This is a genomic window from Streptomyces sp. NPDC033270 (assembly GCF_055576575.1).
The window spans coordinates 151,615-176,987 of sequence record NZ_JBVIRA010000004.1 but is presented as its reverse complement, the minus strand read 5'-3'; the positions used below and the strand labels follow the sequence as shown (position 1 = coordinate 176,987).

General features: G+C 71.4%; 24 protein-coding genes. 14 read left to right on the top strand and 10 right to left on the bottom strand.

Annotation, left to right across the window (positions count from 1 at the left end; translation table 11 throughout):
* The first annotated feature begins 8 nt into the window (after positions 1 to 8).
* Both ACZ5XZ_RS08955 and ACZ5XZ_RS08950 read left to right on the top strand, forming a co-directional pair.
* Positions 9 to 896, top strand: coding sequence for a DUF2797 domain-containing protein (locus ACZ5XZ_RS08955; protein WP_468975969.1), 888 nt, complete (start codon positions 9 to 11; stop codon positions 894 to 896).
* Between the two features lie 218 nt (positions 897 to 1,114).
* Positions 1,115 to 1,990, top strand: a complete 876-nt coding sequence (locus ACZ5XZ_RS08950) for an amidohydrolase family protein (protein WP_468975574.1) — start codon at positions 1,115 to 1,117, stop codon at positions 1,988 to 1,990.
* Between the two features lie 49 nt (positions 1,991 to 2,039).
* Here the strand turns inward: ACZ5XZ_RS08950 and ACZ5XZ_RS08945 are convergent, their stop codons facing one another.
* The gene (locus ACZ5XZ_RS08945) at positions 2,040 to 2,594 is read right to left on the bottom strand and encodes an NADPH-dependent FMN reductase (RefSeq protein ID WP_468975572.1); all 555 of its coding nucleotides are present in this window, start codon (positions 2,592 to 2,594) and stop codon (positions 2,040 to 2,042) included.
* Positions 2,595 to 3,005: 411 nt separating this feature from the next.
* Here ACZ5XZ_RS08945 and ACZ5XZ_RS08940 point away from each other — a divergent pair, with 411 nt between their 5' ends.
* The 8 genes from ACZ5XZ_RS08940 to ACZ5XZ_RS08905 all read left to right on the top strand — a co-directional run bounded on the left by ACZ5XZ_RS08940 (position 3,006) and on the right by ACZ5XZ_RS08905 (position 13,574).
* Positions 3,006 to 3,707: a response regulator transcription factor gene (locus ACZ5XZ_RS08940; RefSeq protein WP_468975967.1), complete on the top strand. Its 702-nt coding sequence runs from the start codon at positions 3,006 to 3,008 to the stop codon at positions 3,705 to 3,707.
* Between the two features lie 8 nt (positions 3,708 to 3,715).
* Positions 3,716 to 5,284: a sensor histidine kinase gene (locus tag ACZ5XZ_RS08935; protein ID WP_468975570.1), complete on the top strand. Its 1,569-nt coding sequence runs from the start codon at positions 3,716 to 3,718 to the stop codon at positions 5,282 to 5,284.
* Between the two features lie 84 nt (positions 5,285 to 5,368).
* On the top strand, positions 5,369 to 6,718 hold the full coding sequence (locus tag ACZ5XZ_RS08930; protein ID WP_468975568.1) for a bifunctional glycosyltransferase family 2/GtrA family protein: 1,350 nt from the start codon (positions 5,369 to 5,371) through the stop codon (positions 6,716 to 6,718).
* Positions 6,715 to 8,958, top strand: coding sequence for an ArnT family glycosyltransferase (locus ACZ5XZ_RS08925; protein ID WP_468975566.1), 2,244 nt, complete (start codon positions 6,715 to 6,717; stop codon positions 8,956 to 8,958). Before ACZ5XZ_RS08930 ends, ACZ5XZ_RS08925 begins: the two co-directional genes overlap by 4 nt.
* Before the next feature lie 148 nt (positions 8,959 to 9,106).
* The gene (locus ACZ5XZ_RS08920; RefSeq protein WP_468975564.1) at positions 9,107 to 10,702 is read left to right on the top strand and encodes an MFS transporter; all 1,596 of its coding nucleotides are present in this window, start codon (positions 9,107 to 9,109) and stop codon (positions 10,700 to 10,702) included.
* Between the two features lie 270 nt (positions 10,703 to 10,972).
* Positions 10,973 to 11,761 (top strand): TetR/AcrR family transcriptional regulator, encoded by a 789-nt coding sequence (locus ACZ5XZ_RS08915; RefSeq protein ID WP_468975563.1) that lies wholly within the window; start codon positions 10,973 to 10,975, stop codon positions 11,759 to 11,761.
* A gap of 249 nt (positions 11,762 to 12,010) precedes the next feature.
* Positions 12,011 to 12,433, top strand: coding sequence for a YciI family protein (locus tag ACZ5XZ_RS08910; protein ID WP_468975561.1), 423 nt, complete (start codon positions 12,011 to 12,013; stop codon positions 12,431 to 12,433).
* The gene (locus ACZ5XZ_RS08905; protein ID WP_468975559.1) at positions 12,426 to 13,574 is read left to right on the top strand and encodes an RNA polymerase sigma factor; all 1,149 of its coding nucleotides are present in this window, start codon (positions 12,426 to 12,428) and stop codon (positions 13,572 to 13,574) included. Before ACZ5XZ_RS08910 ends, ACZ5XZ_RS08905 begins: the two co-directional genes overlap by 8 nt.
* Positions 13,575 to 13,626: 52 nt before the next feature.
* On the opposite strand, the gene ACZ5XZ_RS08900 is transcribed toward ACZ5XZ_RS08905, so the two are convergent.
* From ACZ5XZ_RS08900 to ACZ5XZ_RS08890, 3 genes are all read right to left on the bottom strand, one after another.
* Positions 13,627 to 14,469: a YceI family protein gene (locus tag ACZ5XZ_RS08900; RefSeq protein WP_468975557.1), complete on the bottom strand. Its 843-nt coding sequence runs from the start codon at positions 14,467 to 14,469 to the stop codon at positions 13,627 to 13,629.
* A gap of 245 nt (positions 14,470 to 14,714) precedes the next feature.
* Positions 14,715 to 17,225: an MFS transporter gene (locus ACZ5XZ_RS08895; RefSeq protein WP_468975964.1), complete on the bottom strand. Its 2,511-nt coding sequence runs from the start codon at positions 17,223 to 17,225 to the stop codon at positions 14,715 to 14,717.
* 95 nt (positions 17,226 to 17,320) lie between these two features.
* Complete coding sequence (locus ACZ5XZ_RS08890) at positions 17,321 to 17,794, bottom strand: MarR family winged helix-turn-helix transcriptional regulator (RefSeq protein ID WP_468975961.1); 474 nt, start codon at positions 17,792 to 17,794, stop codon at positions 17,321 to 17,323.
* A gap of 349 nt (positions 17,795 to 18,143) precedes the next feature.
* Here ACZ5XZ_RS08890 and ACZ5XZ_RS08885 point away from each other — a divergent pair, with 349 nt between their 5' ends.
* The 3 genes from ACZ5XZ_RS08885 to ACZ5XZ_RS08875 all read left to right on the top strand — a co-directional run bounded on the left by ACZ5XZ_RS08885 (position 18,144) and on the right by ACZ5XZ_RS08875 (position 19,272).
* A complete protein-coding gene (locus ACZ5XZ_RS08885; protein ID WP_468975555.1) occupies positions 18,144 to 18,755 on the top strand; it encodes a DUF2975 domain-containing protein in 612 nt (203 codons plus the stop codon).
* Positions 18,755 to 18,979, top strand: coding sequence for a helix-turn-helix domain-containing protein (locus tag ACZ5XZ_RS08880; RefSeq protein WP_468975553.1), 225 nt, complete (start codon positions 18,755 to 18,757; stop codon positions 18,977 to 18,979). Before ACZ5XZ_RS08885 ends, ACZ5XZ_RS08880 begins: the two co-directional genes overlap by 1 nt.
* A 74-nt stretch (positions 18,980 to 19,053) precedes the next feature.
* On the top strand, positions 19,054 to 19,272 hold the full coding sequence (locus tag ACZ5XZ_RS08875) for a hypothetical protein (protein ID WP_468975551.1): 219 nt from the start codon (positions 19,054 to 19,056) through the stop codon (positions 19,270 to 19,272).
* A gap of 161 nt (positions 19,273 to 19,433) precedes the next feature.
* Here the strand turns inward: ACZ5XZ_RS08875 and ACZ5XZ_RS08870 are convergent, their stop codons facing one another.
* Positions 19,434 to 19,979, bottom strand: coding sequence for a hypothetical protein (locus ACZ5XZ_RS08870; protein ID WP_468975549.1), 546 nt, complete (start codon positions 19,977 to 19,979; stop codon positions 19,434 to 19,436).
* Between the two features lies 1 nt (position 19,980).
* Positions 19,981 to 20,715 carry an amidase domain-containing protein gene (locus ACZ5XZ_RS08865; RefSeq protein ID WP_468975547.1) on the bottom strand — a complete coding sequence of 245 codons (735 nt, stop codon included), beginning with the start codon at positions 20,713 to 20,715 and terminating at the stop codon, positions 19,981 to 19,983.
* Between the two features lie 226 nt (positions 20,716 to 20,941).
* Here ACZ5XZ_RS08865 and ACZ5XZ_RS08860 point away from each other — a divergent pair, with 226 nt between their 5' ends.
* Positions 20,942 to 21,778: a class I SAM-dependent methyltransferase gene (locus ACZ5XZ_RS08860; RefSeq protein ID WP_468975545.1), complete on the top strand. Its 837-nt coding sequence runs from the start codon at positions 20,942 to 20,944 to the stop codon at positions 21,776 to 21,778.
* A 60-nt stretch (positions 21,779 to 21,838) separates the two neighbouring features.
* Here the strand turns inward: ACZ5XZ_RS08860 and ACZ5XZ_RS08855 are convergent, their stop codons facing one another.
* The 4 genes from ACZ5XZ_RS08855 to ACZ5XZ_RS08840 all read right to left on the bottom strand — a co-directional run bounded on the left by ACZ5XZ_RS08855 (position 21,839) and on the right by ACZ5XZ_RS08840 (position 25,252).
* Entirely contained in the window at positions 21,839 to 22,312 is a 474-nt protein-coding gene (locus ACZ5XZ_RS08855; RefSeq protein WP_468975543.1) for a VOC family protein, read from the bottom strand.
* A gap of 192 nt (positions 22,313 to 22,504) precedes the next feature.
* On the bottom strand, positions 22,505 to 23,257 hold the full coding sequence (locus ACZ5XZ_RS08850; RefSeq protein WP_468975541.1) for a hypothetical protein: 753 nt from the start codon (positions 23,255 to 23,257) through the stop codon (positions 22,505 to 22,507).
* A 158-nt stretch (positions 23,258 to 23,415) separates the two neighbouring features.
* Complete coding sequence (locus ACZ5XZ_RS08845) at positions 23,416 to 24,252, bottom strand: RNA polymerase sigma factor SigF (RefSeq protein ID WP_006604265.1); 837 nt, start codon at positions 24,250 to 24,252, stop codon at positions 23,416 to 23,418.
* Between the two features lie 190 nt (positions 24,253 to 24,442).
* Positions 24,443 to 25,252 (bottom strand): RNA polymerase sigma factor SigF, encoded by an 810-nt coding sequence (locus tag ACZ5XZ_RS08840; RefSeq protein ID WP_384424516.1) that lies wholly within the window; start codon positions 25,250 to 25,252, stop codon positions 24,443 to 24,445.
* Positions 25,253 to 25,373 lie beyond the last annotated feature (121 nt).

Here is a 25,373-nt window from a genome sequence, read left to right as displayed (position 1 = left end):
GGGTCAGCATGCTCCCCGCGGGCAAACGGCTGGCGTTCGCCGCGCAGGGTGAGCGGCGTTGCCTGGGGGTGCGGCGGGCCGGGGGCTGGATCGTCTGCCCGTATGCGGCGGTGCTCGACGGTGCGAGCGCCAAGGACCAGTGCGCGCGCTGTGCCCAGCTGGACCGTTCGCGGTCGGTGGCCGCCGACACCATGGCCGACGATCCGCGCCCGTACGGCGTCTATCTCGCGTACTTCGGTCCCGGGCTGCTCAAGGTGGGGATCACGGCCGCCGAGCGCGGCTCGGCGCGCCTGGTGGAGCAGGGCGCGGTGGCGTATGCCTGGCTGGGGCGTGGGCCCTTGATGGCGGCGCGGCGGGCGGAGGCGCTGCTGGGGAGCGCGCTGGCGGTGCCCGACCGGTTCGCGAAGGCGGCGAAGCGGGCGGCGCGCGGGGCGCTGCCGCCGGTGGCGGAGCGGGCCGCTGAACTGGCCCAACTGCATGGAAGGGCAAGGGGGTTGGCGGGCTGGCCGGAAGCGCTGGAGCCGGTGGCGTTCGCCTGTACGGACCATTCGGAGCTGTTCGGGCTCGACCGTATTCCGCACGAGGTGGCGGAGCTGGGCGGGATGACGGCGGGCGCGGAGATCGTGGGGGAGGTGCTGGCCGGTGTGGGCTCGGATGTGTATGTGCGGCTGGCCGGGGAGGTCGAGGGGGAGGCGGCCGGGGCGGTCGGGGTGGTCGGGGGAGAAGCCGGTGGGGTTGTCGGCGGAGCGGCCGGTGGGGTGGTTGCGGTGCTGGATGCCAGGGGGTTGTCGGGGTGGGTGCTGGGGGCGGCTTCGGGGCGGGTGACGACCGTTCCGGTCCGGGCGGCGGCGTCCCGGATGAGGGAGCGGGAGGGGGAGCAGGAGGGATTGTTCTGATCCGCGGGAGGGGACGGGCAGGGTGCAGGGACTTTCCGGTGTCTGGTGGACCCAGTCGGCCTGATGGGCCGAGTGGGATGGGCTAGACCGAGTGGGGCTGGCTACGCCGAGCTGGACTGGCTTCGTCGAGTGGGACTGGTGGGCCTGGTGGTGGGCCTGGTAGGTCTGGGGCGTGGGCGGCCTGCGAGAGGGTCGGGAGCGTCGGGGAGGGGTCCTCAGTGGCGGACGGCGATGAGCGGGTCGGTGCGTTCTGGCGCGGGTTGGGGCTGCCGGGGCTGATCGATGTGCATACCCACTTCATGCCCGAGCGGGTGATGGCGAAGGTCTGGGCGTACTTCGACGCCGCCGGGCCGTTGGTGGGCCGCCGATGGCCGATCGAGTACCGCTTCGAGGAGGACGAGCGGCTGGAGGTGCTGCGCGGCTTCGGCGTACGGGCGTTCACGTCGATGGTCTACCCCCACAAGCCGGGGATGGCGCGGTGGCTCAACGGATGGGCTGCCGACTTCGCGGCCCGTACGCCCGACTGCCTGCGGACCGCGACGTTCTTCCCGGAGGACGCTGCCGCGGCCTATGTCCGCGACGAACTGGCCGACGGCGTGCGGGTCTTCAAGGCGCATGTGCAGGTGGGGGCGTACGACCCGGCCGACGCGCTGCTCGACCCGGTGTGGGGCGCCGTGGCGGAGTCGGGTGTGCCGGTGGTCGTCCACTGCGGGTCGGGGCCCGTGCCGGGGAAGCACACCGGGCCCGAGCCGATCGCGCGGCTGCTGGCCCGGCACCCTCGGCTGCGGTTGATCATCGCGCACATGGGGATGCCGGAGTACGCCGACTTCCTGGACCTCGCGCAGCGCTATCCGGGTGTGCACCTGGATACGACGATGGCCTTCACGGATTTCTCCGAGCGGGACGCGCCCTTTCCGCGGGCGGAGCGCGGCCGGCTCGCGGACCTCGGCGACCGGGTGCTGTTCGGCAGCGACTTCCCCAATATCCCCTACGGGTACGCCCATGCGCTGGAGGCGCTGACCCGGCTGGAGATGGGGGACGAGTGGCTGCGAGGGGTCTGTTACGGGAACGCGGCGCGGCTGTTCGGCGTGTGAGGGGCGGGCGGGCAGGGTCCGCTGCTTCGGCGCCCGATCACCCGAAGCGTCAGGCTGGAGCAGAGGCGGACGGGGCGGTGACGGCCGCGGCGAGTTGAGCCATGGCTGTCGCCAGGTCGGCGAGGGTGGGCTCGTCGGTGACCCGTTCGGTGGCGGCGTCGATCTTCGGGCCGATGGCGGGGATTTCGCGGCAGGCGGCTGTGACGACCTCACCGGTCATCATGCGCAGGGTCTCGCGGAGTTGGGCGTTGGCATGGTCGCCGCCGGTGGGAAACGGGGAGGCGGTGAGCACCGCGACCGGCTTGTTGACGCATTCGCCGCTGCTGACCAGCCAGTCGAGCGCGTTCTTGAGGACGCCGGGGACCCCGTGTGCGTACTCGGGGCTGACGAGGAGCAGCGCATCGGCACCCGCAACGGCCCCCCGCAGGGCGGCGACGGGGGCGGGGGGAGTGGCGTCCTCGCCGTCCAGGTCGGGGTTGAAGTGCGGCAGCACGCCGATGTCCGCGGTGGTGGCCGGCCCGTCCCAGAAGCCGAGGGCGGAACGCAGTACCGCCCCGTTGGAGGAGCGGGCTCGCAGGCTGCCGGAGAGGGCGAGGAGTCTCATGGGGTGACGGTACGGGGCGCGGCGGAGCGCGGACGGGGAGGGGCCTCGGATGAGGGGAAAGCGCAGGTCAGGGGGATTGTCAGTGGTGGGTGCGAAGCTTGGGAAGTGGTGATCGACCTGGACCGCGCGGGGGGCGGCCCAGGTCCGTTGCGGCGGGGGACAGGGTGACGGGGAGACAGGGGACTGACAGGGGAGAGGGGGGCCGACGGGGGAGAGGGACGCGGGGAGGAACAGGGGGAGGAACACGAGCGAGTTGGTTTCTCAGGAGATTCACAGAAAGGGGAAAGGAAGCTCTCACGAGGGTGCGTCACGCTCGGGGACATGACCGTGACTTCGTCGTCCTCAGCTCCCCTTCGTGCGCCGGCAGCGGCCTCGTCTTCCAGGGGCGCGCCCGGCAAGCAGCGGGAGCTGTTGCGGGCCGACGGCAGCCCCGTACGGGTGCTGGTCGTGGACGACGAGTCATCGCTCGCCGACCTGCTGTCCCTCGCGCTGCGCTACGAGGGCTGGGACATCCGCTCGGAGGGGGACGGCGCGGGTGCGCTGCGCTGCGCGCGCAGCTGGCGGCCGGACGCGGTGCTGCTCGACGTGATGCTGCCCGACATGGACGGGCTGACGGTGCTGGGGCGACTGCGACGCGAGCTGCCGGACGTGCCGGTGTTGTTCCTGACCGCCAAGGACGCGGTCGAGGACCGGATCGCCGGGCTCACGGCGGGCGGCGACGACTACGTCACCAAGCCCTTCAGCCTGGAAGAGGTGGTGGCCCGGCTGCGGGGGCTGCTGCGGCGGGCCGGGGCGGCCGCCGCACGCAGCGACTCGCGGCTGGCCGTGGGCGATCTGGTACTCGACGAGGACAGCCACGAGGTGTGGCGGGACGGCCAGGAGATCCACCTGACGGCCACCGAGTTCGAGCTGCTGCGATACCTGATGCGCAATCCGCGGCGGGTGCTGAGCAAGACGCAGATCCTCGACCGGGTCTGGAGCTATGACTTCGGCGGCCAGGCGAACGTCGTGGAGCTGTACATCTCGTATCTGCGGCGGAAGATCGACGCGGGGCGGGAGCCGATGATCCACACCCGGCGGGGTGCGGGCTATCTGATCAAGCCGGCTGGGTAAGGCGGGTGGTGAGCGGCACGTCCCGTCCCCGGCGCCGTTGGTCGCTACGGGCGCGGCTCGTGGTGTCGGCCGTGGCGCTGATCGCCGTCGTCGGGGCCGTCATCGGGGTGGTGACGACGATTGCGCTGCACTCCTATCTGCAGGGGGAGCTGGACAAGCAGCTGGGCGAATCCGTCGGGCGGGCGCAGGGGTTTCGGCTGCATGCTCCGCCACGCGGCGGGCCGCTGGACTTCGTGGCGATGGGGGGCCAGCCGCTGGGGACGGTGGGGGCGCTGGTCGGACCCGACGGCACGGTCGACCTCGCGGCGAAGCTGAGCGATTCGACGAGCCGGGAGCCGGGCGAGCGATTGGCGGGGCTGACCCGGGGCCAGGTCAGGGCGCTGAGCGCGGTGCCGCGGGACGGTGCGCCGCACACCGCCGAGATCCCCGGGCTCGGTGACTACCGCGTGCGGTCCGCCAAGGACGGCTCGCTGCTGCTCGGACTGCCCCTCGCCCGTGTCCAGGGCACGGTCGGCCGGCTCGTGGTCATCGAGGAGTGTGTGACCGTCGCCGGGCTGATCGCGGCCGGAATCGCCGGCTCCTCCATGGTCGGCTTCGCGCTGCGGCCGCTGCGCCGGGTCGCCGCCACCGCCACCCGCGTCTCCGAACTCCCCCTCCACCAGGGCGAGGTGGTGCTGCACGTCCGTGTGCCGGACTCCGAGGCGGACGGGCGTACGGAGGTGGGACAGGTCGGTGCGGCGCTGAACCGGCTGCTGGGGCATGTCGGCTCGGCGCTCTCGGCCCGCCAGGAGAGCGAGACGCGGGTCCGGCGGTTCGTCGCCGACGCCAGCCATGAGCTGCGTACGCCGCTGGCGTCGATCCGGGGCTATGCCGAGCTGACCCGGCGCGGGGACGAGCGGCCGGGACCGGTGACCCGGCACGCCCTGGGGCGGATCGAGTCGGAGGCGGAGCGGATGACGGGGCTGGTGGAGGACCTGCTGCTGCTCGCCCGGCTCGATTCCGGGCGCCCGCTCTCGTATGAGAGCACTGATCTCTCACCGTTGGTGGTGGATGCGGTCAGCGATGCACGAGTGGCCGGGCCCGGCCATCGGTGGCGGTTGGAGCTGCCCGACGAGCCGGCGTTGGTGTACGGCGACGGCGGCCGGCTGCACCAGATATTGGTGAACCTGCTGGCCAATGCCCGTACGCACACCCCGGAGGGGACGACGGTCACGGCGCGGGTGCGCGGCGCGGGGCAGGGGGATGCGTACGGAGGCGCTGACCGTGATGCCCCCAAAGGCGGTGGCAGGGGCGTCCATGGCGGCGTTCGTGGAGGCGCGGTGCGGTTGGAGGTGCAGGACGACGGGCCCGGTATTCCGGCCGAGCTCCTCCCGCATGTCTTCGAGCGGTTTGCGCGCGGTGACGCCTCGCGGTCGCGTGCCGCCGGAAGTACCGGCCTCGGGCTGGCGATCGTGCAGGCGGTGGTGGCCGCGCACGGTGGCACGGTCGAGGTCGAGAGCGTGCCGGGCCGGACGGTGTTCACGGTGACGCTCCCGGTGGCGGGCTCCGGCAGCCGTCCGGTCGTCGCCGCGGTGTGATCGGCCCGGCGGCACCGCCGACTCACAGGACCGGCACAGGCTCAGCACACGGCCGTGACAGCGGGGTTGGCGAGTGTCGTTGCCATGACGACGACTCAGCCGCCCCGTGCTCCACTGGGCTCCCTGCCGCCACGCGAGCATCTGCCTCTCGGGCGGATCGCGACCGTCCTCGATGTGGTCATCCCCGTCCACAACGAGGAGAGTGATCTTGAGCCGTGCGTCCGGCGCCTGCACGAGCACCTCGCCCGGACCTTCCCCTACGGGTTCCGGATCACCATCGCCGACAACGCGAGCACCGACCGTACGCCGGACGTCGCCGCCCGGCTCGACGACGCGATCGACGAGGTCACGGCGGTACGGCTGGAGCAGAAGGGGCGCGGCAGGGCGCTGCACACCGTGTGGTCGCTCTCCGAGGCGCCGGTGCTGGCCTATATGGACGTCGATCTGTCCACCGACCTCAACGCCCTGTTGCCGCTGGTCGCGCCACTGATCTCGGGGCATTCGGACCTGGCGATCGGCTCCCGGCTCAGCCGCAGCTCGCGCGTCGTTCGCGGGACGAAGCGGGAGTTCATCTCCCGTACGTACAACCTCATCCTGCGGGGCTCGCTCGCCGCGCGCTTCACTGATGCGCAGTGCGGGTTCAAGGCCATACGGGGAGACGTGGCGGAACGGCTGCTGCCGATGGTCGAGGACACCGGGTGGTTCTTCGACACCGAGATGCTGGTGCTCGCGGAGCGGGCCGGGCTACGGATCCACGAAGTGCCGGTGGACTGGGTCGACGACCCCGACAGCACCGTGCACATCGTGCGGACGGCCATGGACGACCTCAAGGGCGTATGGCGGGTGGGGCGGGCCCTGGCGACCGGGGCGCTGCCGCTGGACCGGCTGGCCCGGCCGTTCGGGGACGACCCGCGGGACCGCGAGCTGTCCGGGGTGCCCGGCGGTCTGGCGCGTCAGCTGGTCGGCTTCTGTGTCGTCGGCGGGCTCAGCACGCTGTGCTATCTCGCCCTGTACTCCCTCTTCCGGCTCGGTCTGGGGCCCCAACCGGCGAACGCGGCAGCACTGTTGGTGTCGGCCGTCGGCAACACCGCCGCCAACCGGCGGCTGACCTTCGGCGTACGGGGGCGGGACCGGGCACTGCGCCATCAGGCCCAGGGGCTGGTGGTCCTCGCCATCGGGCTGGCGCTGACCAGCGGCTCTCTCGCCGCCCTCGACGCCGCCCGCGGCAACGCCTCGCACGGTACCGAAATCGCGGTGCTGGTCGCGGCCAACCTCGCGGCGACGGTGCTGCGGTTTCTGCTCTTCCGCGCCTGGGTCTTTCCGGAGCGTGAGCGCGGGGACGACTACGGCACCCCCGCGGGCGGCGAGCCGCGGACCCAGGGCGCGCTGCGCGACCGGCACGACCTGAACGACACCCCCAGGAGCACCCGATGACCCCGCACCCGTCCCCCACGCCGTCCGCGCCCGCGCGGATCCTGCGCGGCCACCCCACGGATCCGCGCTGGGCGCGACCCGCGCTGCTGGCGTTGTTGCTGGTCACGGCGGTGCTCTACCTGTGGAGCCTGTCCGCGTCCGAGTACGCCAACCAGTTCTACTCGGCCGCCGTACAGGCCGGCAGCGAGAGCTGGAAGGCGTTCTTCTTCGGCTCCTCCGACGCGGCGAACTCCATCACCGTCGACAAGCCGCCGGCCGCGCTGTGGCCGATGGCGCTGTCCGTACGGCTCTTCGGGCTCAGTTCCTGGGCGATCCTGGTACCCGAGGCGCTGATGGGCGTGGCGACGGTCGGCGTGCTGTACGCGGCCGTACGGCGGCGGTTCGGCGCGGGCGCCGGCCTGCTCGCGGGCGGGGTGCTGGCGGTGACGCCGGTAGCGGCGCTGATGTTCCGCTTCAACAACCCCGATGCGCTGCTGTGCCTCCTGATGGTCTGCGCGATCGCCGCCGTGCTGCGCGCCCTTGAGGACGGCCGTACGAAGTGGCTGGTGCTGGCCGGGGTCTGCTTCGGGCTGGGGTTCCTCACCAAGACGCTCCAGGCGTGGCTGATCCTGCCGCCGCTCGCCGTGATCCATGCCTGCTGTGCGCCGGTAGCGCTGCGCCGGCGGCTCGGACAGCTGCTGCTCGCCGGGCTGGCGATCGTGGTGTCCGGCGGCTGGTGGGTGGCGATCGTCGAGCTGTGGCCGGCGGCCTCGCGCCCGTACATCGGCGGCTCGCAGCACAACAGCTTCCTGGAGCTGACCTTCGGCTACAACGGCTTCGGACGGATCACCGGCGAGGAGACCGGCAGCGTCGGCGGGGGCGGCGCCCGTCCCGGCGGAGGCGGCGGAGGCGGATGGGGGGAGACCGGCCTCACCCGGCTCTTCTCGGCCGACATGGGCGGACAGATCGCGTGGCTGCTGCCCGCCGCGCTGATCCTGCTGGTCGTGGCGGTGTGCGTGCTGTGGCGGGCCCGCCGGGCGAGCGCCGCCGAACAGGCCGGACAGGTTGGACAGGCAGTACAGGCCGAAGACGCCGAACGGGCGGGACAAGCCGAACAGGCCGCTCAGCGGGCGGAGTTCCTGGTCTGGGGCGGCGCGCTGCTGATGACGTTCACGACCTTCAGCTTCATGTCCGGGATCTTCCACCAGTACTACAACATCGCACTGGCCCCGTACATCGCGGCGCTGGTCGGAATGGGCGTGGCGCTGCTGTGGCGGCGCGGCGGGCGGCTCGCGTCGATCGTGCTGGCCGCGACGGTCGCGGTGACCGCCGCCTGGTCGTACGTGCTGCTGGACCGTTCACCGGACTGGCTGCCGTGGCTGCGCTGGACGGTGCCGGTGCTCGGGACGCTGGCGGCGCTGGGCCTGCTGGTGCCCCTGCGGCGGGCGGGAGCGGCGGTACGGAGTGAGGCGCCGGTGCGGGCGGGCCGCGGGGTCGCCGTGTTCGCGGCCGGGGCCGGGCTGGTGGCGGCGCTGGCCGGGCCGGTGGCGTACACGCTCGATACGGTCATGACGCCCAAGGGCGGTTCGATCATCACGGCCGGGCCTTCGGTGCGGGGCGGTATGGGCGGACCTGGAGGCGGGGGCTTCCCCGGTGGCCGCGGCCGCGGCATGGGGCCGGGTATCAACGCCGGAGCCAACGGCAACCCCAACGCCAACGGCAACGGAAGCAACAACGGAAGCAACAACGGAAGCAACAACGGCAACCCGGCAGGCCAGGCGCCCCCGGGCCGGAGCCAGGGCGGGCCGGCCTTCCCCGGCCGTATCGGCGGAACCCCCGGCCGTATCGGCGGAATGGGTGAGCGCGGCGTCGGCCGGATGGGCGGTATGGGCGGTCTGCTCAACGGCAGCAAGGTCAGCGCCAAGGCCAAGGCCCTGCTGGAGAAGGACGCGGACAACTACACCTGGGCCGCCGCGGCCGTCGGCTCCCAGAATGCCGCGAGCCACCAACTCGCCACCGAGAAGCCGGTGATGGCGATCGGCGGGTTCAACGGGAGCGACCCGTCACCGACCCTCGCCCAGTTCAAGAAGTATGTCGAGGACGGGAAGATCCACTACTTCATCGGTGGCGGACGGGGCGGCTTCGGCGGCCCCGGAGGCGGCCAGGGCGGCTCGTCGAAGATCACCTCCTGGGTGGAGAAGACCTTCCAGAAGGTCACCGTCGGCAGCGCCACTTTCTACGACCTGACCCAGAAGGCCTAGCGAGCCCTCGCTCGGGGTCTTCCCCTAGGGGGCCGATGGCTCCCCCGGCAAAGCCCTCCCCAGACGGCAGGGCAGTAATTCAATTGTACGGCGTATAACTCTCCCTGTACGGTGTAAAGCATCCGCTCGCACCGTACAGGGAGCCCGTATGACCTCCGTGGCCTCCGAAGCCACCACCCTGCAGCCGACGGGCCGGCACTCCGCCCGCTGGCTGATCCTGGCCGTCATCTGTATCGCCCAGCTCACGGTCATCCTCGACAACACCGTCCTCAACGTCGCCATCCCCTCCCTGACCGAGGACCTGGGCGCGACCACCGCCGACGTCCAGTGGATGATCAACGCCTATTCACTGGTCCAGTCCGGCCTGCTGCTCACCGCGGGCAACTCCGCCGACCGCTACGGCCGCAAGAAGATGCTCGCCGTCGGCCTGGTGCTCTTCGGCGTCGCCTCGCTCGGTGCCGCACTCGCCCAGTCCCCCGGCCAGCTGGTAGCCGCCCGCGCCGGCATGGGCGTCGGCGGCGCACTGCTGGTGACCACCACCCTCGCCGTCGTCATGCAGATCTTCGACGACGCGGAGCGCCCCCGGGCCATCGGGATCTGGAGCTCGGTCAACTCCCTGGGCTTCGCCGCCGGGCCGCTGATCGGCGGCGCACTCCTCGACCGCTTCTGGTGGGGCTCGCTGTTCCTGGTCAACCTCCCCGTCGCGGTCATCGCGCTCGTGGCCGTCGTCACCCTCGTCCCCGAGTCCAAGAGCCGGACCGGTGAACTCCCCCAAGCTCTCCACAGCGTTCGAGCAGGGGGGACCCCCATGGATCTGCTGGGCGCCCTGCTGTCCACGATCGGCATGGTCGGAGTGGTCTTCGCGATCATCTCCGGGCCGGTCGAGGGGTGGCTGTCCGGACAGGTGGTGATCTCCGCGGCCATCGGCATCGCCGCGCTCGCCCTCTTCGTGGGGTGGGAGCTGCATGTCCCGCACCCCATGCTGGACATGCACTTCTTCCAGAACCGCCGCTTCATCGGTGCGGTCTCCGGCGGCATCCTCGTCGCCTTCGGCATGGGCGGTTCGATGTTCCTGCTCACCCAGCACCTCCAACTGGTGCTCGGCTACGGACCGCTGGACGCGGGACTGCGGATGGCGCCGCTCGCCGTCACCGTCATCCTGATCAACTTCACCGGCCTGAGCGCCCGCCTGCTGCCCAAGTTCGGCACCCCCGGAATGATCGTCTCCGGCATGTCCCTGCTCGCGGCCGGCCTCGCCGCCATCTCCCTGCTCGGCGGCCACAGCTACGGCGGCATGCTGACCGGCCTGATCGTGATGGGTGTCGGCGTCGCGTTCGCCATGCCGACGATGGCCAACGCCATCATGTCCGCCATCCCGCCGGCGAAGGCCGGAGTGGGCGCCGGCGTCAACGGCACGCTGATGGAGTTCGGCCAGGGCCTGGGCGTCGCCGTCCTCGGCGCGGTCCTCAACTCCCGCTTCGTGGCGCTGCTCCCACTGGTCGCCGCGGGTGCCGGCTCGCTGCCCGCCGCCCTCGACCGGACCCGTACCGACGCCGAACGCTCCGCCGTCCAGGACGCGTTCGCCTCCGGCATCGGCACCAGCCAGCTGGTCGGCGCGACCGCGGTGTTCCTCGGCGGACTGCTCGCGGCCGTACTGCTGCGCCGGGCGGAGCGCACCGCCCAGCAGCCGACGGCACCGGGGACGGCCACCGGCCCGGAGCCGGCCGCCGCCACGGCCGAATAGCATCGACGGTGTACGTGATCGTGAACGGCGCGTACGGGCGGTCCGCAGCACCCGGAGGCACCCGGAGGCAGTCGGAGGCAGTCGGAGACGGCCGGAGAAACCGGGACGAGACCCGGAAGACCCGGACGACGCCCGGACGGCACCCGTACGCACCGTTCACCGGCCACGACACCGACCCAGCAACCCAGCAACCCAGCCACCCCCGTCGGCAAGGACTCCCGCCGGGACCGGCACCGGCACCAACGACGCTCAGGAACAAGGAGGGGCGCCATGGCAGCGACGGACGGCCGCGCCAGAAAGCGGCCGAGCAGCGTCTGGCTGACCGAACGGCCCCCGCTCAAACGGAAGGCGGACCAGCCGGCCGGACTCGACCTCGACAAGATCGTCGCGACCACGGTCCGGCTGCTGGACACCGAAGGCCTGGCGAAGTTCTCGATGCGCCGGCTCGCCGCCGAGCTGGGCGTCACCGCGATGTCCGTCTACTGGTACGTCGACACCAAGGACGACCTGCTGGAACTCGCCCTGGACAGCGTCATGGGCGAGATGCGGATGCCGGACGAGGACGCCGCGGACCGGGACTGGCGCGACCACCTGCGCTCACTGGCCGGCGAATACCGCGCCCTGCTGACCGGCCACCCCTGGGTGGTCCGGCTGCTGGGCACGTACATCAACATCGGCCCGCACTCCATCGCCTTCTCCAATGCCTCCATGCGGGTGATGAAGGAGAGCGGGCTGTCCCTGGAGCAGATCACCGGCGGGCTGTCCGCCGTCTTCCAGTTCGTCTACGGCTTCGCCACCATCGAGGGCCTGTTCGACGCCCGCTGCGCGGAGGCGGGGGTGCCCGTCGACGAGTACTTCCACCAGGTGATGTCCGCGGTCCAGGGCCGTCCGGAGTTCGCGGAGACGATGGAGAACTCCACCAAGGTCATGGAGGCCCGCGGCGGGTCCACCGTGCGGGAGATGCGCGACCGGGACTTCGCCTTCGCGCTGGATCTGCAGATCGCGGGGATCGAGGCGCTGCGGGACCGGGGCGACGACCCCGGGCCGGGCCCCCGGTAGGAGGCCCGGCCCGGCGGAAACCGCGAAACCGCGAAACCGGAGCGCGTGCGATGGGGGTCGGAAAGGGCGCTTCGTGGATCGGCGCGCATCCACGAGAGCCCACACGACCGGCCCACGGGGCAGCCCACACGACCGCCCACACGCGAGCCCGAAAAAAATTCCGGCGGCGATGTCGAGAACCCGTGGCCGGCTCCGTCCCCGAGGTGAACGCGACCACAATGGGTCGCACCAGCACCGAGGAGAACCATCATGGCCAAGTACTTGCTGCTCAAGCACTACCGCGGCGCCCCGGCTCCGGTGAACGACGTGCCCATGGACCAGTGGACGCCCGAGGAGATCTCGGCGCATGTGCAGTACATGCAGGACTTCGCGGCCAGGCTGGAGAAGACCGGCGAGTTCGTCGACGGTCAGGCGCTCGCCCCCGAGGGGACGTGGGTCCGCTACGACGGCGAGGGGCGCCCGCCGGTCACCGACGGCCCGTTCGCCGAGACCAAGGACCTCATCGCCGGCTGGATGGTGATCGACGTCGACAGCCACGAGCGCGCCGTCGAGCTGGCCGGGGAGCTGTCGGCCGCCCCCGGGGCGGGCGGGAAGCCGATCCACGAGTGGCTGGAGGTGCGCCCGTTCCTGGCCGCGCCGCCCACCGTCCCGGAGTGCTCCTTCCATGGATGAGGCCCTGCTTCGGGGCCTCACGCCGAGCGTGCTCGCCGTCCTCGTCCGCCGCGGAGCCGACTTCGCGACGGCCGAGGACGCCGTGCAGGACGCGCTGGTCGAGGCGGTCCGCGTCTGGCCGGCCGACCCTCCGCGGGATGCGAAGGGCTGGCTGGTCACCGTGGCCTGGCGCAGGTTCCTCGACGCCACCCGCGCCGACACCGCCCGCCGCCGGCGCGAGGACCACGTCTACCAGGAGCCGGCCCCCGGGCCCGCGCCCTCCTCGGCGGACGACACGCTCCAGCTCTACTTCCTGTGCGCCCACCCGTCGCTGACGCCGTCGTCCGCCGTCGCGCTGACGCTGCGCGCCGTCGGCGGACTGACCACCCGCCAGATCGCCCAGGCCTACCTGGTGCCCGAGACGACCATGGCGCAGCGCATCAGCCGGGCCAAACGCACCGTCTCCGGCGTGCGCCTGGACCAGCCCGGCGACGTCGCCACCGTGCTGCGCGTCCTCTACCTGGTCTTCAACGAGGGCTACTCCGGCGACGTCGACCTCGCCGCCGAGGCCATCCGGCTCACCCGGCAGCTGGCGGCCGCGACCGACCAGCCGGAGGTGGCGGGGCTGCTCGCCCTGATGCTGCTGCACCACGCCCGGCGCGCCAGCCGGACGGCACCCGACGGCAGCCTGGTGCCGCTCGCCGAGCAGGACCGCGGCCGGTGGGACACCGCCGCGATCGCCGAGGGCGTCGCGATCCTGCAGGCGGCCCTGGCCCGCGACCGGCTGGGCGAGTTCCAGGCCCAGGCCGCCATCGCGGCGCTGCACGCCGACGCGCCCACCGCCGAGGAGACCGACTGGGTGCAGATCGTCGAGTGGTACGACGAGCTCACGCGCCTGACCGACAGCCCGGTCGTCCGGCTCAACCGCGCGGTGGCCGTCGGCGAGGCCGACGGACCGCGCGCCGGGCTGGCGGCACTCGCGGCGCTGGACGCCGCACTGCCCCGCCACGCCGCGGTGGCGGCGTACCTCCACGAGCGCGACGGCGACCCGGCGACGGCGGCACGGCTGTACGCCGAGGCGGCCCAGAAGGCGCCCAACCTCGCCGAGCGCGACTACCTGACGCGCCAGGCCGCCCGGCTCAACGCCCGCCGGCGCCGCTGACGGGTCGCGCGCGGACAGCGACCACCGGCGCGCCGGCCCGCCCGCCGCGCCCTCACCCCATCGGCAGCGTCTCGCCCTGCACCGCCTGAATGTCCAGCTCCACCTTCAGCGTCGTCCCGATCGCCGCGATGCCCGCCGCCACGACCTGGTTGTAGTTCATCTTGAAGTCCTCGCGGCGCAGCTCGGCGGTGGCGCGGAAGGCGGCGCGCACCCCGCCCCACGGGTCGGGGCCGGTGCCGAGGTAGCTCAGTTCGAGGTCCACCGGCCGTACGACGCCGTGCAGCGCCAGCTCGCCGTGGACCGTCCAACGGTCCGGGCCGGCCGGGCGCAGGCCCGAACTGCGGTAGGTGATCTCCGGGTACTCCTCGACGTTGAGGAAGTCCTCGGAGCGCAGATGCCCGTCGCGCATACCGTTGCCGGTGTCGATCGAGGAGGCCTTGATGGCGGCCTCGACCCGCGACTCCGCCAGGTCCTCGGCGATCTCGATCCGGCCGCTGAACTCGGTGAACCGGCCGTGCACGCTGGAGATGCCCAGGTGCTGGGCGACCGCGGCCACCGTCGAGTGCATCGGGTCGATGGTCCACGGTCCGGGCGGCGGCAGCTCGGCCCCGCCCTGCCGGGCCAGTACGACGCTGCCCACGTCCATCCGGCCGCTCGCCGTCACGATCGCGCTGGAGGCGACCGGCGCGTAGCCGACGGCCGTCACGATGACCGTGTAGGGGCCGGCGGGCAGCGGCTGCCCGCTGCGGACGGCGCCTTCCTCGTCCGCCGCCGCGCGCAGCACCTGCGCGCCCGTCATGTCGGTGACGGTCAGTACGGCGTGCTGGACCGCCCAGCCGTCCCGTGTGCGGACCTGCGCCCTTACGCCCGCAGCTCCCGCGCCCGTCGAATGCATTGCCTCTCCCGTTTGTTGCCTGGTGTGGGTCTCCCCTGCGCTGGGGGCTGTCCGATGGGTCAGGTCGGACAAGCCCTAGGGGCGAGTGTCGGGCTCCGGACGGCGGCGTGCAGGCCGTCCCCTGCCTGTGCGCAGCGCCGCCGCCGGAGCCCTGGTGGCCGGTCCGGGGCGCGTCTCCGCTCAACGCGCGCCCCGGACCGGGGTCTTGCCGCCCCGGAGGTGGTCCTCCGGGCGCTCCTTCGGGGTCAGTCCCCGGGGTGTGCGAGCTCGACGTCGTAGCCGTCGACCCCGCGTGCGTCGACCGAGAGGCCGTTGGCGACCGGCGGGTAGCCGCTCGCGATGACCGTGTAGTCGCCGGCGTCCAGGTCGGTGAAGGCGTACGCGCCGTCCTCCCCGGTCGTCGAGGTGGCCACGACGTTGCCCGCCGCGTCCACCAGCGTGACCCGCGCGTCGGGCAGCGGCCGGCGGTCGGCACCGGCGCGCACGACGCCCTGCACCCGAGCCCCGGACAGCAGCTCCACCTCGATGCGGGTCGTGCCCTGCCCGCCGACCTCGACCGGCAGCGCGGACGGGCGGTGGCCGGCGGCGTTCACGGCGACGGTGAAGGTCCCCGGTGCCAGCTCGTCGAAGGCGAAGTAGCCCTCGGCGCCGGTCTTTCCGGTGGCCAGCACCTCGCCGCGGACGTCGGTGACGACGACCATCGCACCGTCGACCGGCTCGCCGGTCACCGCGGCGCGGACCTGGCCGGCGAGGCCGCTGGTGCCGCTGAGCAGGATGTCGTAGCCGTAGGGCTGGTCGCCGACGACGACCGTGGACGCCTGCGGCTGGTGCCCGTCGGCCGCGGCGATCAGCACATACGAGCCGGCGCCGGGGGCGTTGAGCGCGTAGGAGCCGTTGGCCTGGGCGACCGCGCGGGCCAGCTGACGCCCGCTGAGCGAGATCAGCGTCACCGCGGAGCGCGGCACGGGGCTGCCCTCCGCGTTGCGGACGAAGCCGTGCACGGACGGGCCGGCCGGGGCGGCGTCGGAGCCGCCGGCGGAGGCGTAGGCCTGGAGCGGCTGGGCGGCCGGCGCGGCGGCGGGCTGCGCCCAGGACGGCGTGTGGGCGTCGTCGTCCGAGGTGAGCGAGGCGCCCACCAGCGCGGGCTCGCGGTCGGCGGCCGGTGCCGGGGCGGCGGCCGCGGCCGGGACGCCGGCGTCCGACGCGGTGGCCGCGGCGGCCTCGCTCTCGGAGCTCTGGGACAGTCCGCCCCGGGTCTTCAACGCGACCTCCTTGATGAACAGGGTGAAGAGGAAGGCGAGCAGCGCGCAGGGCGCCGCGTACAGGAAGACATCGGCGACGCCGTGGCCGTAGGCGCTCTCCATGACGGTGCGCAGCGGCGCCGGGAGGGCGTCCAGGTCCGGGATGCCGCCGCCGCTGTTGCCGGCGCCGTGCGCGGCGGCCTTGGCGGCCTTGGGCCCGAGTTCGGCCAGGCCGTCCTTGACGTAGTGGGTGACGCGGTTGGCGAGCACCGCACCGAGGGCCGAGACACCCACCGCACCACCGAGGGAACGGAAGAAGGTCACGACGGACGAGGCGGAGCCGAGGTCCTCGGGAGCGACCTGGTTCTGCGTGGCCAGCACCAGGTTCTGCATCATCATGCCGATGCCCAGGCCCATCAGGGCCATGAAGATCGCGATGTGCCAGTACTCGGTGTCGTAGCGGATGGTGCCCAGCAGGCCCAGGCCCGCGGTCACCAGCACACCGCCGCTGACCAGCCAGGCCTTCCACTTGCCGGTCTTGGTGATGACCTGGCCCGACACGGTCGAGGAGATGAACAGCCCGCCGATCATCGGGATGGTCATGACGCCGGACATCGTCGGCGACTTGCCGCGCGCCAGCTGGAAGTACTGGCTGAAGAACACGGTGCCGGCGAACATCGCGATACCGACGAACAGCGAGGCCAGCGACGCCAGGGTGATCGTCTTGTTGCGGAACAGCCGCAACGGGATGATCGGCTCCTTGGCCTTGGACTCGACGAAGACGAAGATCGCGCCGAGCACGATCGCGCCGCCGACCATCGCGGCGGTCTGCCACGACATCCAGTCGTACTTGTCGCCGGCCAGCGTCACCCACACCAGCAGCAGCGAGACCGCCGCGCTGATGAAGAAGGCGCCCGCCCAGTCGACCTTGACGCCCTCGCGCCGGACGACGGGCAGCTTCAGGGTCTTCTGCAGCACGATCAGCGCGATGACCGCGAACGGCACGCCGACGTAGAAGCACCAGCGCCAGCCGAGCCAGCTGGTGTCGGTGATGACGCCGCCGAGCAGCGGACCGCCGACGGTGGCGACGGCGAAGACCGCGCCGAGGTAGCCGCTGTAACGACCGCGCTCACGCGGCGAGATCATCGCGGCCATCACGATCTGGGCCAGTGCCGACAGGCCGCCCACGCCGATGCCCTGCACCACACGGCAGGCGATCAGCATGCCCGTGTTCTGCGACAGGCCGGCGACGACCGAGCCCGCGACATAGATCACCAGCGCGAACTGCACCAGCAGCTTCTTGCTGAACAGGTCGGAGAGCTTGCCCCACAGGGGTGTGCTCGCCGTCATCGCCAGCAGCGCGGCGGTGACCACCCAGGTGTAGGCGCTCTGTCCGCCGTCCAGATCATGAATGATCTCGGGCAGTGCGTTCGAGACGATCGTCGACGAAAGAATGGCGACGAACATGCCGAGCAGCAGCCCGGACAGCGCCTCCATTATCTGACGGTGCGTCATGGGCGCCCCGCTGGAGGTGCTGTGTCCGCCCCCTCCGTGCTTGGCGTGGCCGCCCCGCACACCTGCCGGTGTGGTCGTAGCCATGTGGTTCCTTTTCATCCTGCGGGTGTACGGGTGGTGAAGTCGTGAGGGGCCCGGGTGCGGCAGTCGCCGAAGCTCGTACGGAGCCTGCCGAGCAGTTCGATGAGGTGCCCGACGTCGGTGTCGGTCCAGTCACCCAAGTACCGGGCGAGTGCTGCCGTGTAGCGCTCGGCGAGCTCCTCCAGGAGCGCCCGCCCGCTCGGGGTCAGGCGCAGTAGCCGCGAGCGTTTGTCCGCCGGGTCGGGCTTGCGCTCGACCCAGCCGCGCTCGCAGACGTGCGCGACGTGTCGGCTGGTCACCGACATGTCGATCGCGAGCAGCTCGGCGAGCTGGCTCATCCGCATCTCGCCGTGCCGGTCGAGCAGGGTCAGCACGCCGGCCGAGGCGGGCGGGCAGTCCTGGGGCAGCATCCGCCCCATCTCGCGCTTGACGGCGCCGATGGCGCTGAGTTGCCTGGCCAGCTCCTCGTACTGACTCTGAGCGGCCATCGGCTCCTCCACGCGTCCGTCGGACATCTCGCATCTTTGTTGCTTGAGGCAACCATGCGACTGTACGCAATGTTGGTTGCTGAAGGCAAACGATTCGAGAGTCCCGCGCTTAAAAGGGGCGAAAAGTCTGGACCGGGCATTGGTCAACGGCTGCCCATGGCGTACGCAAAGCCGCAGGTCGAGTGGGGGGCTTGCGGTGTGCGCTTTTCGGTCAACTTGTGGCGCGCCTCACGAGGGGCGGGTGCCCGGGGGCTGCTCCGTCGATCCCGCCCGCCGCCCGCTTGACGCGGCCATATCGTTTATCGATAACATCGATAAACGATATGGCCTCGGAGGGGTGAGCAGGAACATGAACGACACGTCGTCCTGGTGGACGCGGGCAGTGGATCACGTGCTGGAGCTGGTCCTGGGACTGGCACTGCTGCTGGTGGGGCTCTTCCAGGTCCTCTTCCCGATCCTGGGGGTGACCGGCCCGCTGCCGCCCGTGGCCTCCCGCGAGGTGCGGGTCGACGCCGCCGCGCGGCTGTCCGGCGCCACCGCGTCCGGACCCGTGACGCTGCACGGCACCGACCGCGCCGAGCTGGCCTTCCACGACCCCGGCTTCGGGCAGCGCGTGCTCCTGGCCCTCCCGGACATCGCGGGCGGCCTGCTGGTCGTCGTGATCCTGATGGTGCTGCTGCAGATGGCCCGCACGTTCCGGGCCGGCGACTTCTTCGTGCCCGAGAACACCCGGCGCCTGACCGTCGTCGCCGTCGCCCTCGTCCTGATGGGCACTGTCGTACCGTTGCTGGACATGATGACCACGAACCTCCTGGTCCGCGGAGAGGCGATGGCGGAGGCGGTCTCACCCGCCACGGACTATGCGGTCGGGCCCGTGTTCCTGGCGGTCCTCGTCGGCGCCGCGGCCGGAGCGTTCCGCGGCGGCACCCGCCTGCGCGCCGACACCGAAGGGCTGGTCTGATGCCACCGGAGGAGGCGCACCAGATCGAGTGCCACCTTGCCCGCCTGCTGGACGAACGCGGCATGACCCTGGCCGAACTGGCCGCGCGGGTCGGTGTGACCGTCGCCAACCTCTCCATCCTGAAGAACGACCGGGCCAAAGCGATCCGCTTCAGCACACTCAGTGCCATCTGCCGCGAACTGAACTGCCAGCCCGGGGACCTGCTCACCTTCGCCGCGCGGTGAGACGGCATCCGGCGGCCGCTTCGTACGCGCCCCAGGGGTGCCCCCGCAGCACCGGTTCGCTAGGGTCCTTCCCCATGGCGACCAACCCGCAGAACCACGCCGAGGGCAACTACGACCCGGCGGGCAGCACGCAGATGTTCCGGGCCTTCGTGGACGAGGGCGGCACCCCCCAGGCCGGCGGCCGCCGCGCCCCGGCCCCCCAGCAGTCGGCAGGCCCCCGAGTGGGCGTCATCCTCGGCGTGATCGTCGCCGTTCTGGTCGTCGCGGGCGCGGCCTGGCTGGCGCTGTCGTAACGAGCGGACGTTCCACCGGCTCGAAGTCCGGATCTCCGGCCCACCCCGCGCCGGAACCCGCATCTCCCGCTTCGGCCCCCGTGTGTCCCACCGCCTGACGGCGACGGGACACACGGGGGCCGGCCAGGTGACCTCGGTGCCGCCGTGCGACGGCCCCGCGGTCAGTGCCGCGAGCTCTTGGAGCCGGTCTGCCCGGGCTCCTTGGGGGCCCAGGCGGGCTTGCGGGTGGCCTCCTTGAAGCCGGTCTCCTTCATCAGGACCCGCCACCCGTCCTCGCCCGCGTCACCGTCGAGGCGCATGCTGAACTCCTTGACCTGCTTGGTGTCGTGGAAGTACAGCACGACGACCTGGCGCTCGGAGCCCCCGTCGTAGAAGTCGGCCGTCACCTTGCCCTGGGCGCCGTCCTCGAAGCCCTTGACCCAGTTCTCGGCCGTCTTCCTGCTCTGGGTGTCGTCGCTGTCGCTGGTGGCGAGGGAGCGAAGGTCGTCCGTCTTGCCGTCGGCGATGCGCCACACGAGTTCCTGGGTGACGCCGAGAGAGCCCGTGGAGGGGTAGCCGACCACGTGCAGCGGTTCATGGTTGGCGTAGGCCTGCTCATAGGCCGCACCCGATCCCCTGGCGTCGGCGGAGTCACCGCACCCGGACAGGGCCAGCATGGCCAGTGCCAGCGTGGCGGCTGCTCCGTGGGCCCGCTTTGTCCTCGTCATTTCACTTCCTGTCCCTGACCCTGACGATCGTGACCTTCTCGATCGGGTTCTTGGTGTGCTTGTAGCGTTCGATCACTTCGCGGAGCCTGGTCTGGTTCTTCAACCCGTGCTGGACCAGGCCGGCGTAGCCGTGGTTGACCGAGAACACGATCGCCACGTGGTTGTAGATCTTCTCCTTCTTCCACTTGAAGAAGACGAGGTCTCCGGGCTTGGCGTAGTACTCCTCGGAGATGGTCCTGGCGTGGCGCCACTTGGTGACATGGCGGCGCAGATAGTCGGCGCTGGTCCACGCCCAGCTCTTGCCGAACCCGTACTTGCCCTGCCACCAGGCGTTGTCGGCCTTCCGGCCCCCGGGACGCATCTGCATGCCGCCGCCCTTGTAGAGGGCCTTGGACACGAAGTTGGCGCAGTCCTGCTCGTACTCCCACTTCGTGTCGAGGTTGTTGAACGCCCAGCTCGCGGTTCCGCTGCCGCTGACCGTCCCCGCGGCAGCGGCCTTGGCGGAGGGCGACGGCGACGGCGCGGGGAGCTCCGGCCCGTAGTGGGCCGCCGGGTTGAGGAGCTGCGGCGCCTCGTCCTGGTTGGCGGGGATGTTCCCGTTGGCGTCGGGAAGGTGCGGATCGATGTACTGCGCGGGCTGCGCGGTCTGCTGCGTCGTGTGCGCGGCAGCCGTGGGCGAGGTCTGGGCGGCGGTCCCCGTACCGCCGAGACAACCGGCCCACACGGCGGCGCTCACGCCCCCGGTTATGCACAGTCGGGCCGTGCGGCTCTGGATCAACGATGACATGCCGAATGCCATGTGCGGTTCCCCCTGTTTGGTCTGGTCACCGTCCTGCGGTGACCGCGCAAACCTACCCACGCGGAGGTCGGCGGGCCCGCCCCACGACGAAGGCAGCGACATCTTCCAACGGCCGCCGGTACGTTTCCTGAGGACTGCCCCGACGCCGCGCATACTGGGAAATATGCGGCGTACGGATCCCGGCCGCTACGGCGAAGAGGTGTTCCGTCCGGGAGAGAGCGGCGAGGCCGAGCGCATCGATCTGGGAGCGCTCGCCTATGACGAGGTGAGCGCCGCGCGGCTGACGGCGCTGGGCGTCGGCCCCGGCTGGCACTGCCTGGACGTGGGCGCGGGGACCGGCACCCTCGCGCGGTGGCTGCTGGAGTCGGCGGGTGTCACGTCCGTCCTCGCCGTGGACCGTGACACCCGGTTCCTCGCCGGCGACCACACCCCGGGACTGGTGGCGCAGACCGCCGACATCACGGCGCCGGACTTCGACCCGGGCCGGTTCCACCTCGTGCACGCGCGCTTCGTGCTGATGCATCTGCGGTCCTGGCGCCGCCTGATCTCCGTGCTCGGTTCACTGCTCGCCCCCGGCGGTGTGCTGGTGCTCAGCGACGCCGTCGACCTGACCACCGCCGACGCGCCCGCCTCCCCGTACACCGCCGTGATGCGGGCGATGTGGCAGGGGTTGCGGGAGACCATCGGTACGGACGTCTCCTGGGTGCCGGACTACCCCCGGCTCCTGTTGCAGGAAGGCCTGCGCTCCGTGGCCGCCGAGATCCACGTCCCCCCGCTGGTCCCCGGCAGCCCGGTCAGCCGCTTCTGGGCCGACACCTGGGAGCGGTCGCGGGCGGCCATGCTGGCGACGGGGCGGGTGGACGACGCGCAGATCGACCAGGCCCTGCGCGATCTGTCGTCCCCGGAGTCCGCCGGTCTCGCCCCCGGGATGATCACCGCCTGGGGCTGGAAGCCTCCGCTCACGGCCGGCGCGGGGCCGGGAGCCCCGGGACACCGCTGACCCGGAACTCCCGGCAGACCCCCACTAGGGCCTGTCCGATGGGTCAGGGTCGGAAAGGCCCTAGGCCGCGTCCGCCGCCGCCCGCAGCGCCGCGATGTCGATCTTCTTCATGCCGAACATGGCCTTCATGGCGCGGGCCGCGCGCTCCTGGTCCGGGTCGTTGAGCAGCTCCGCCATACCGCCGGGTGCGACCTGCCAGGACAGGCCGTACTTGTCCTTCAGCCAGCCACAGGGGCCCTCCTCGCCGCCCTCGGAGAGCTTGGCCCAGTAGTAGTCGATCTCGTCCTGGTCGGCGCAGTTGACCAGCAGCGAGATCGCCTCGGTGAAGGTGAACTCCGGACCGCCGTTGATGGCGATGTACTCCTGGCCGTCGAGCTCGAATTCCACGGTCAGTACGGTGCCGGCCGGGCGCGGGCCCGCCTCGTTGTAATGGGTGACGTTCTTGATCGTCGAGTTCGGGAAGACCGAGCAGTAGAACTCGGCGGCCTCCTTGCCCTGGGTGTCGAACCAGAGGTTGGGCGTGATCTTGGGCATGGCGCTCTCCTGGCGTCGTCTGCGGGCCGGCCTCGTGTCGGGATGGGCCACTGTGTGTATTGACCGTGGCGGCGCGCGGAAGTCATCGGTGTTCGCCGAACGGGTGCGACCGGCTGGCGCGGCACGCCCACCGACCCGCATCGCCCGCACCGACCCGTCAGTTCCCCTGGTCCCCCACCGGAACGCTCGCGGTCACTTCCAGGCGAAGGCCACGTCCCTGGTGTCGAGGTGCATGCCCGCCGGCACCCGCCAGGCGTCGACGCACACCCGCCAGCTGCCGGTCCTCCGCCGGCCGGGGGCGAGCGGCAGCGGGAGGCGGTGGCTGGAGGTGATCGTTGCCCAGTCGATGCCGAGCGCGCCGATGACGTGGGCGCCGAAGGTGACCGTGCCGGAGGTGACGGGGCGGTCACCGGTGTTGAGGAAGTCGATACGCACCTTCTCGCACCAGCGGACGTCGCTGTCGGCGAGGACCGGCTTGCCCACGAGGAGGCCGGCGGGGGCGTCCGGGCCGGCGGGGACGGTGGGCGAGGGCGGCTCGGGCGCGGGAGAGCCGTGCGGTGGGGTGGATGTACCCGACGGGGAGGGCGAGTTGGGCGAGGCCGTGCCGTCCGTACCGGAGGGCGGGGGAGGCGGTGCGGCGGCACCGGAGGGGCCCGGGGAGCTGCCGGGGGTGGGAGCCGGGCGGTCGGAGCGCGTGGCATTGCCGCCGCTGCTGTCGCCGCTGCGGGTTCCCCGGGCTCTGGGGGCTTCATGGCCGTCCAGCGGGGTCAGTACCACGCCGTCTCGCGGCGGTACGGGCCTGACCGGCGCGCGCCCGTCGGCGGGGCCTGCCGCGCCCACCGCGACATAGCCCTCTTCGGCCGCGCCTGCGCAGCCGGTGAGCAGGACACCCAGACACAGTACGGCCGCCGAGGCGGAGGCGTAGGTCGTTGTCGTCCGTCGCATCGGGACAGTGTTGCTGACGAGGCGTCAGCTGTATAGGTCGAGGATGCGTCAGCTCTACGGGTCGCCCTGCGAAGGTCCTGCGACTGTCCGCGAAAGTCCTGCAAGTGTCCGCCGAGCGGCGCGGAGCATCTGACGGCTGCCCCTCGGCGGACCGTTCCTCAGTCGGAGATCAGGCCCTCGCGCAGCTGCGCCAGGGTGCGGGTGAGCAGACGGGAGACGTGCATCTGGGAGATGCCGACCTCCTCGCCGATCTGGGACTGCGTCATGTTGGCGAAGAAGCGCAGCATGATGATCTGGCGCTCACGGGCCGGGAGTTTGGCCAGCAGGGGCTTGAGGGACTCGCGGTACTCCACGCCCTCCAGGGCGCTGTCCTCGTAGCCCAGGCGGTCCGCCAGGGAGCCCTCGCCGCCGTCGTCCTCGGGGGACGGGGAGTCGAGCGAGGAGGCGGTGTAGGCGTTGCCGACGGCCAGGCCGTCGACCACGTCCTCCTCCGACACCCCCAGGCACAGGGCCAGTTCGGGAACCGTCGGGGAGCGGTCCAGCTTCTGCGAGAGCTCGTCGCTGGCCTTGGTGAGGGCGAGCCGGAGCTCCTGGAGCCGGCGCGGGACCCGCACCGACCATGACGTGTCACGGAAGAAGCGCTTGATCTCGCCGACGACGGTCGGCATCGCGAACGTCGGGAATTCCACCCCGCGTTCGCAGTCGAAACGGTCGATCGCCTTGATCAGGCCGATCGTGCCGACCTGGACGATGTCCTCCATCGGCTCGTTGCGGCTGCGGAAGCGGGCCGCCGCGTACCGCACGAGCGGGAGGTTGAGTTCGATGAGCGTGTCACGCACGTACGTACGCTCCGCGCAGTCCTTGTCGAGCGAGGCCAGCCGCAGGAACAGGGAGCGGGAGAGCGTGCGGGTGTTGATGGCGTCGTCGTCATGCACGTGCGGTGCAGGCGCGGGAATCGCGGAAAGCACCTTCGAGCTGCCCAGTTCTACGGACATGCCACCCCCTTGAGGTCGCGGACGGGTCGCTGCGGCGTCCTCGGCCCGGGGCGGGCCGAGGAGTGATACCTCCACCTGAATACCGGAGGCAGCGCTACGGCAAACGCGGTTCCTGCAGAATGTCACATGTCGGCAACACGCTGTAGCGCCATGTCGATATATCTGCGCAGGAACGGGTCGTCCGTCCCGGTTATGTGTCGATCCTGTTTGCGGATCGCAGGCGGGCGAAGCTCCGCGACAGTAGCCGCGACACATGCATCTGCGACACCCCCAGTTCCGCACTGATCTGTGACTGCGTCAGATTGCTGTAGTACCGCAGCAGAAGGATCCGTTGCTCGCGTTCGGGGAGCTGGACGAGGAGGTGGCGTACGAGGTCGCGGTGCTCGACGCCGGCCAGCTCCGGGTCCTCGTAGCCGAGGCGGTCCAGCAGGCCGGGGAGGCCGTCGCCCTCCTGCGCGGCCTCCAGCGAAGTGGCGTGGTACGACCGCCCGGCCCGCAGGCAGGCCAGCACCTCGTCCTCGCCGATCTTCAGTCGCTCGGCGATCTCGGCGGTGGTGGGGGAGCGCCCGTGCAGCACCGTCAGATCCTCGGTGGCGCCGTTGACCTGCACCCACAGCTCGTGGAGGCGGCGCGGCACATGGACCGTACGGACATTGTCTCGAAAGTAGCGTTTGATCTCGCCGACGACGGTGGGCATCGCGAAGGTCGGGAACTGCACACCCCGGTCCGGATCGAAGCGGTCGATCGCATTGATCAGACCGATCGTGCCGACCTGGATGACGTCCTCCATCGGCTCGTTGCGGCTGCGGAAGCGCGCCGCGGCGTAGCGGACCAGCGGCAGGTTGGCCTCGATCAGCGCGGCGCGGACGCGGGTGTGCTCGGGGGTGCCGGGCTCCAGGTCCGCCAGCTCGGCGAACAGCACTTGTGTGAGCGCCCGCGTGTCCGCGCTACGGCTCTCGCGGGATGGAGCCTTGGGCGCAGTACGGGCCGTCACGGTCACGCCACCCTTTCACGGTGCTCACAGTGCAAGAATCCGGCAAAAGCGGTCATAGCATTACAAGACAGATGCACAGTGCGCAAGGACCTCATAACGCCGTGTTGAACAGAGAGTTGGGTGGTCG

What these genes read in the sequence shown, in the direction of transcription:
- ACZ5XZ_RS08955 (WP_468975969.1), top strand. Translation starts at nt 9, where the DNA reads ATGCTCCCCGCGGGCAAACGGCTGGCGTTCGCCGCGCAGGGTGAGCGG.
- ACZ5XZ_RS08945 (WP_468975572.1), bottom strand. Translation starts at nt 2,594, where the DNA reads ATGAGACTCCTCGCCCTCTCCGGCAGCCTGCGAGCCCGCTCCTCCAAC.
- ACZ5XZ_RS08930 (WP_468975568.1), top strand. Translation starts at nt 5,369, where the DNA reads ATGACGACGACTCAGCCGCCCCGTGCTCCACTGGGCTCCCTGCCGCCA.
- ACZ5XZ_RS08925 (WP_468975566.1), top strand. Translation starts at nt 6,715, where the DNA reads ATGACCCCGCACCCGTCCCCCACGCCGTCCGCGCCCGCGCGGATCCTG.
- ACZ5XZ_RS08920 (WP_468975564.1), top strand. Translation starts at nt 9,107, where the DNA reads ATGACCTCCGTGGCCTCCGAAGCCACCACCCTGCAGCCGACGGGCCGG.
- ACZ5XZ_RS08915 (WP_468975563.1), top strand. Translation starts at nt 10,973, where the DNA reads ATGGCAGCGACGGACGGCCGCGCCAGAAAGCGGCCGAGCAGCGTCTGG.
- ACZ5XZ_RS08910 (WP_468975561.1), top strand. Translation starts at nt 12,011, where the DNA reads ATGGCCAAGTACTTGCTGCTCAAGCACTACCGCGGCGCCCCGGCTCCG.
- ACZ5XZ_RS08905 (WP_468975559.1), top strand. Translation starts at nt 12,426, where the DNA reads ATGGATGAGGCCCTGCTTCGGGGCCTCACGCCGAGCGTGCTCGCCGTC.
- ACZ5XZ_RS08900 (WP_468975557.1), bottom strand. Translation starts at nt 14,469, where the DNA reads ATGCATTCGACGGGCGCGGGAGCTGCGGGCGTAAGGGCGCAGGTCCGC.
- ACZ5XZ_RS08895 (WP_468975964.1), bottom strand. Translation starts at nt 17,225, where the DNA reads ATGACGCACCGTCAGATAATGGAGGCGCTGTCCGGGCTGCTGCTCGGC.
- ACZ5XZ_RS08890 (WP_468975961.1), bottom strand. Translation starts at nt 17,794, where the DNA reads ATGGCCGCTCAGAGTCAGTACGAGGAGCTGGCCAGGCAACTCAGCGCC.
- ACZ5XZ_RS08885 (WP_468975555.1), top strand. Translation starts at nt 18,144, where the DNA reads ATGAACGACACGTCGTCCTGGTGGACGCGGGCAGTGGATCACGTGCTG.
- ACZ5XZ_RS08880 (WP_468975553.1), top strand. Translation starts at nt 18,755, where the DNA reads ATGCCACCGGAGGAGGCGCACCAGATCGAGTGCCACCTTGCCCGCCTG.
- ACZ5XZ_RS08875 (WP_468975551.1), top strand. Translation starts at nt 19,054, where the DNA reads ATGGCGACCAACCCGCAGAACCACGCCGAGGGCAACTACGACCCGGCG.
- ACZ5XZ_RS08870 (WP_468975549.1), bottom strand. Translation starts at nt 19,979, where the DNA reads ATGACGAGGACAAAGCGGGCCCACGGAGCAGCCGCCACGCTGGCACTG.
- ACZ5XZ_RS08860 (WP_468975545.1), top strand. Translation starts at nt 20,942, where the DNA reads ATGCGGCGTACGGATCCCGGCCGCTACGGCGAAGAGGTGTTCCGTCCG.
- ACZ5XZ_RS08855 (WP_468975543.1), bottom strand. Translation starts at nt 22,312, where the DNA reads ATGCCCAAGATCACGCCCAACCTCTGGTTCGACACCCAGGGCAAGGAG.
- ACZ5XZ_RS08850 (WP_468975541.1), bottom strand. Translation starts at nt 23,257, where the DNA reads ATGCGACGGACGACAACGACCTACGCCTCCGCCTCGGCGGCCGTACTG.
- ACZ5XZ_RS08845 (WP_006604265.1), bottom strand. Translation starts at nt 24,252, where the DNA reads ATGTCCGTAGAACTGGGCAGCTCGAAGGTGCTTTCCGCGATTCCCGCG.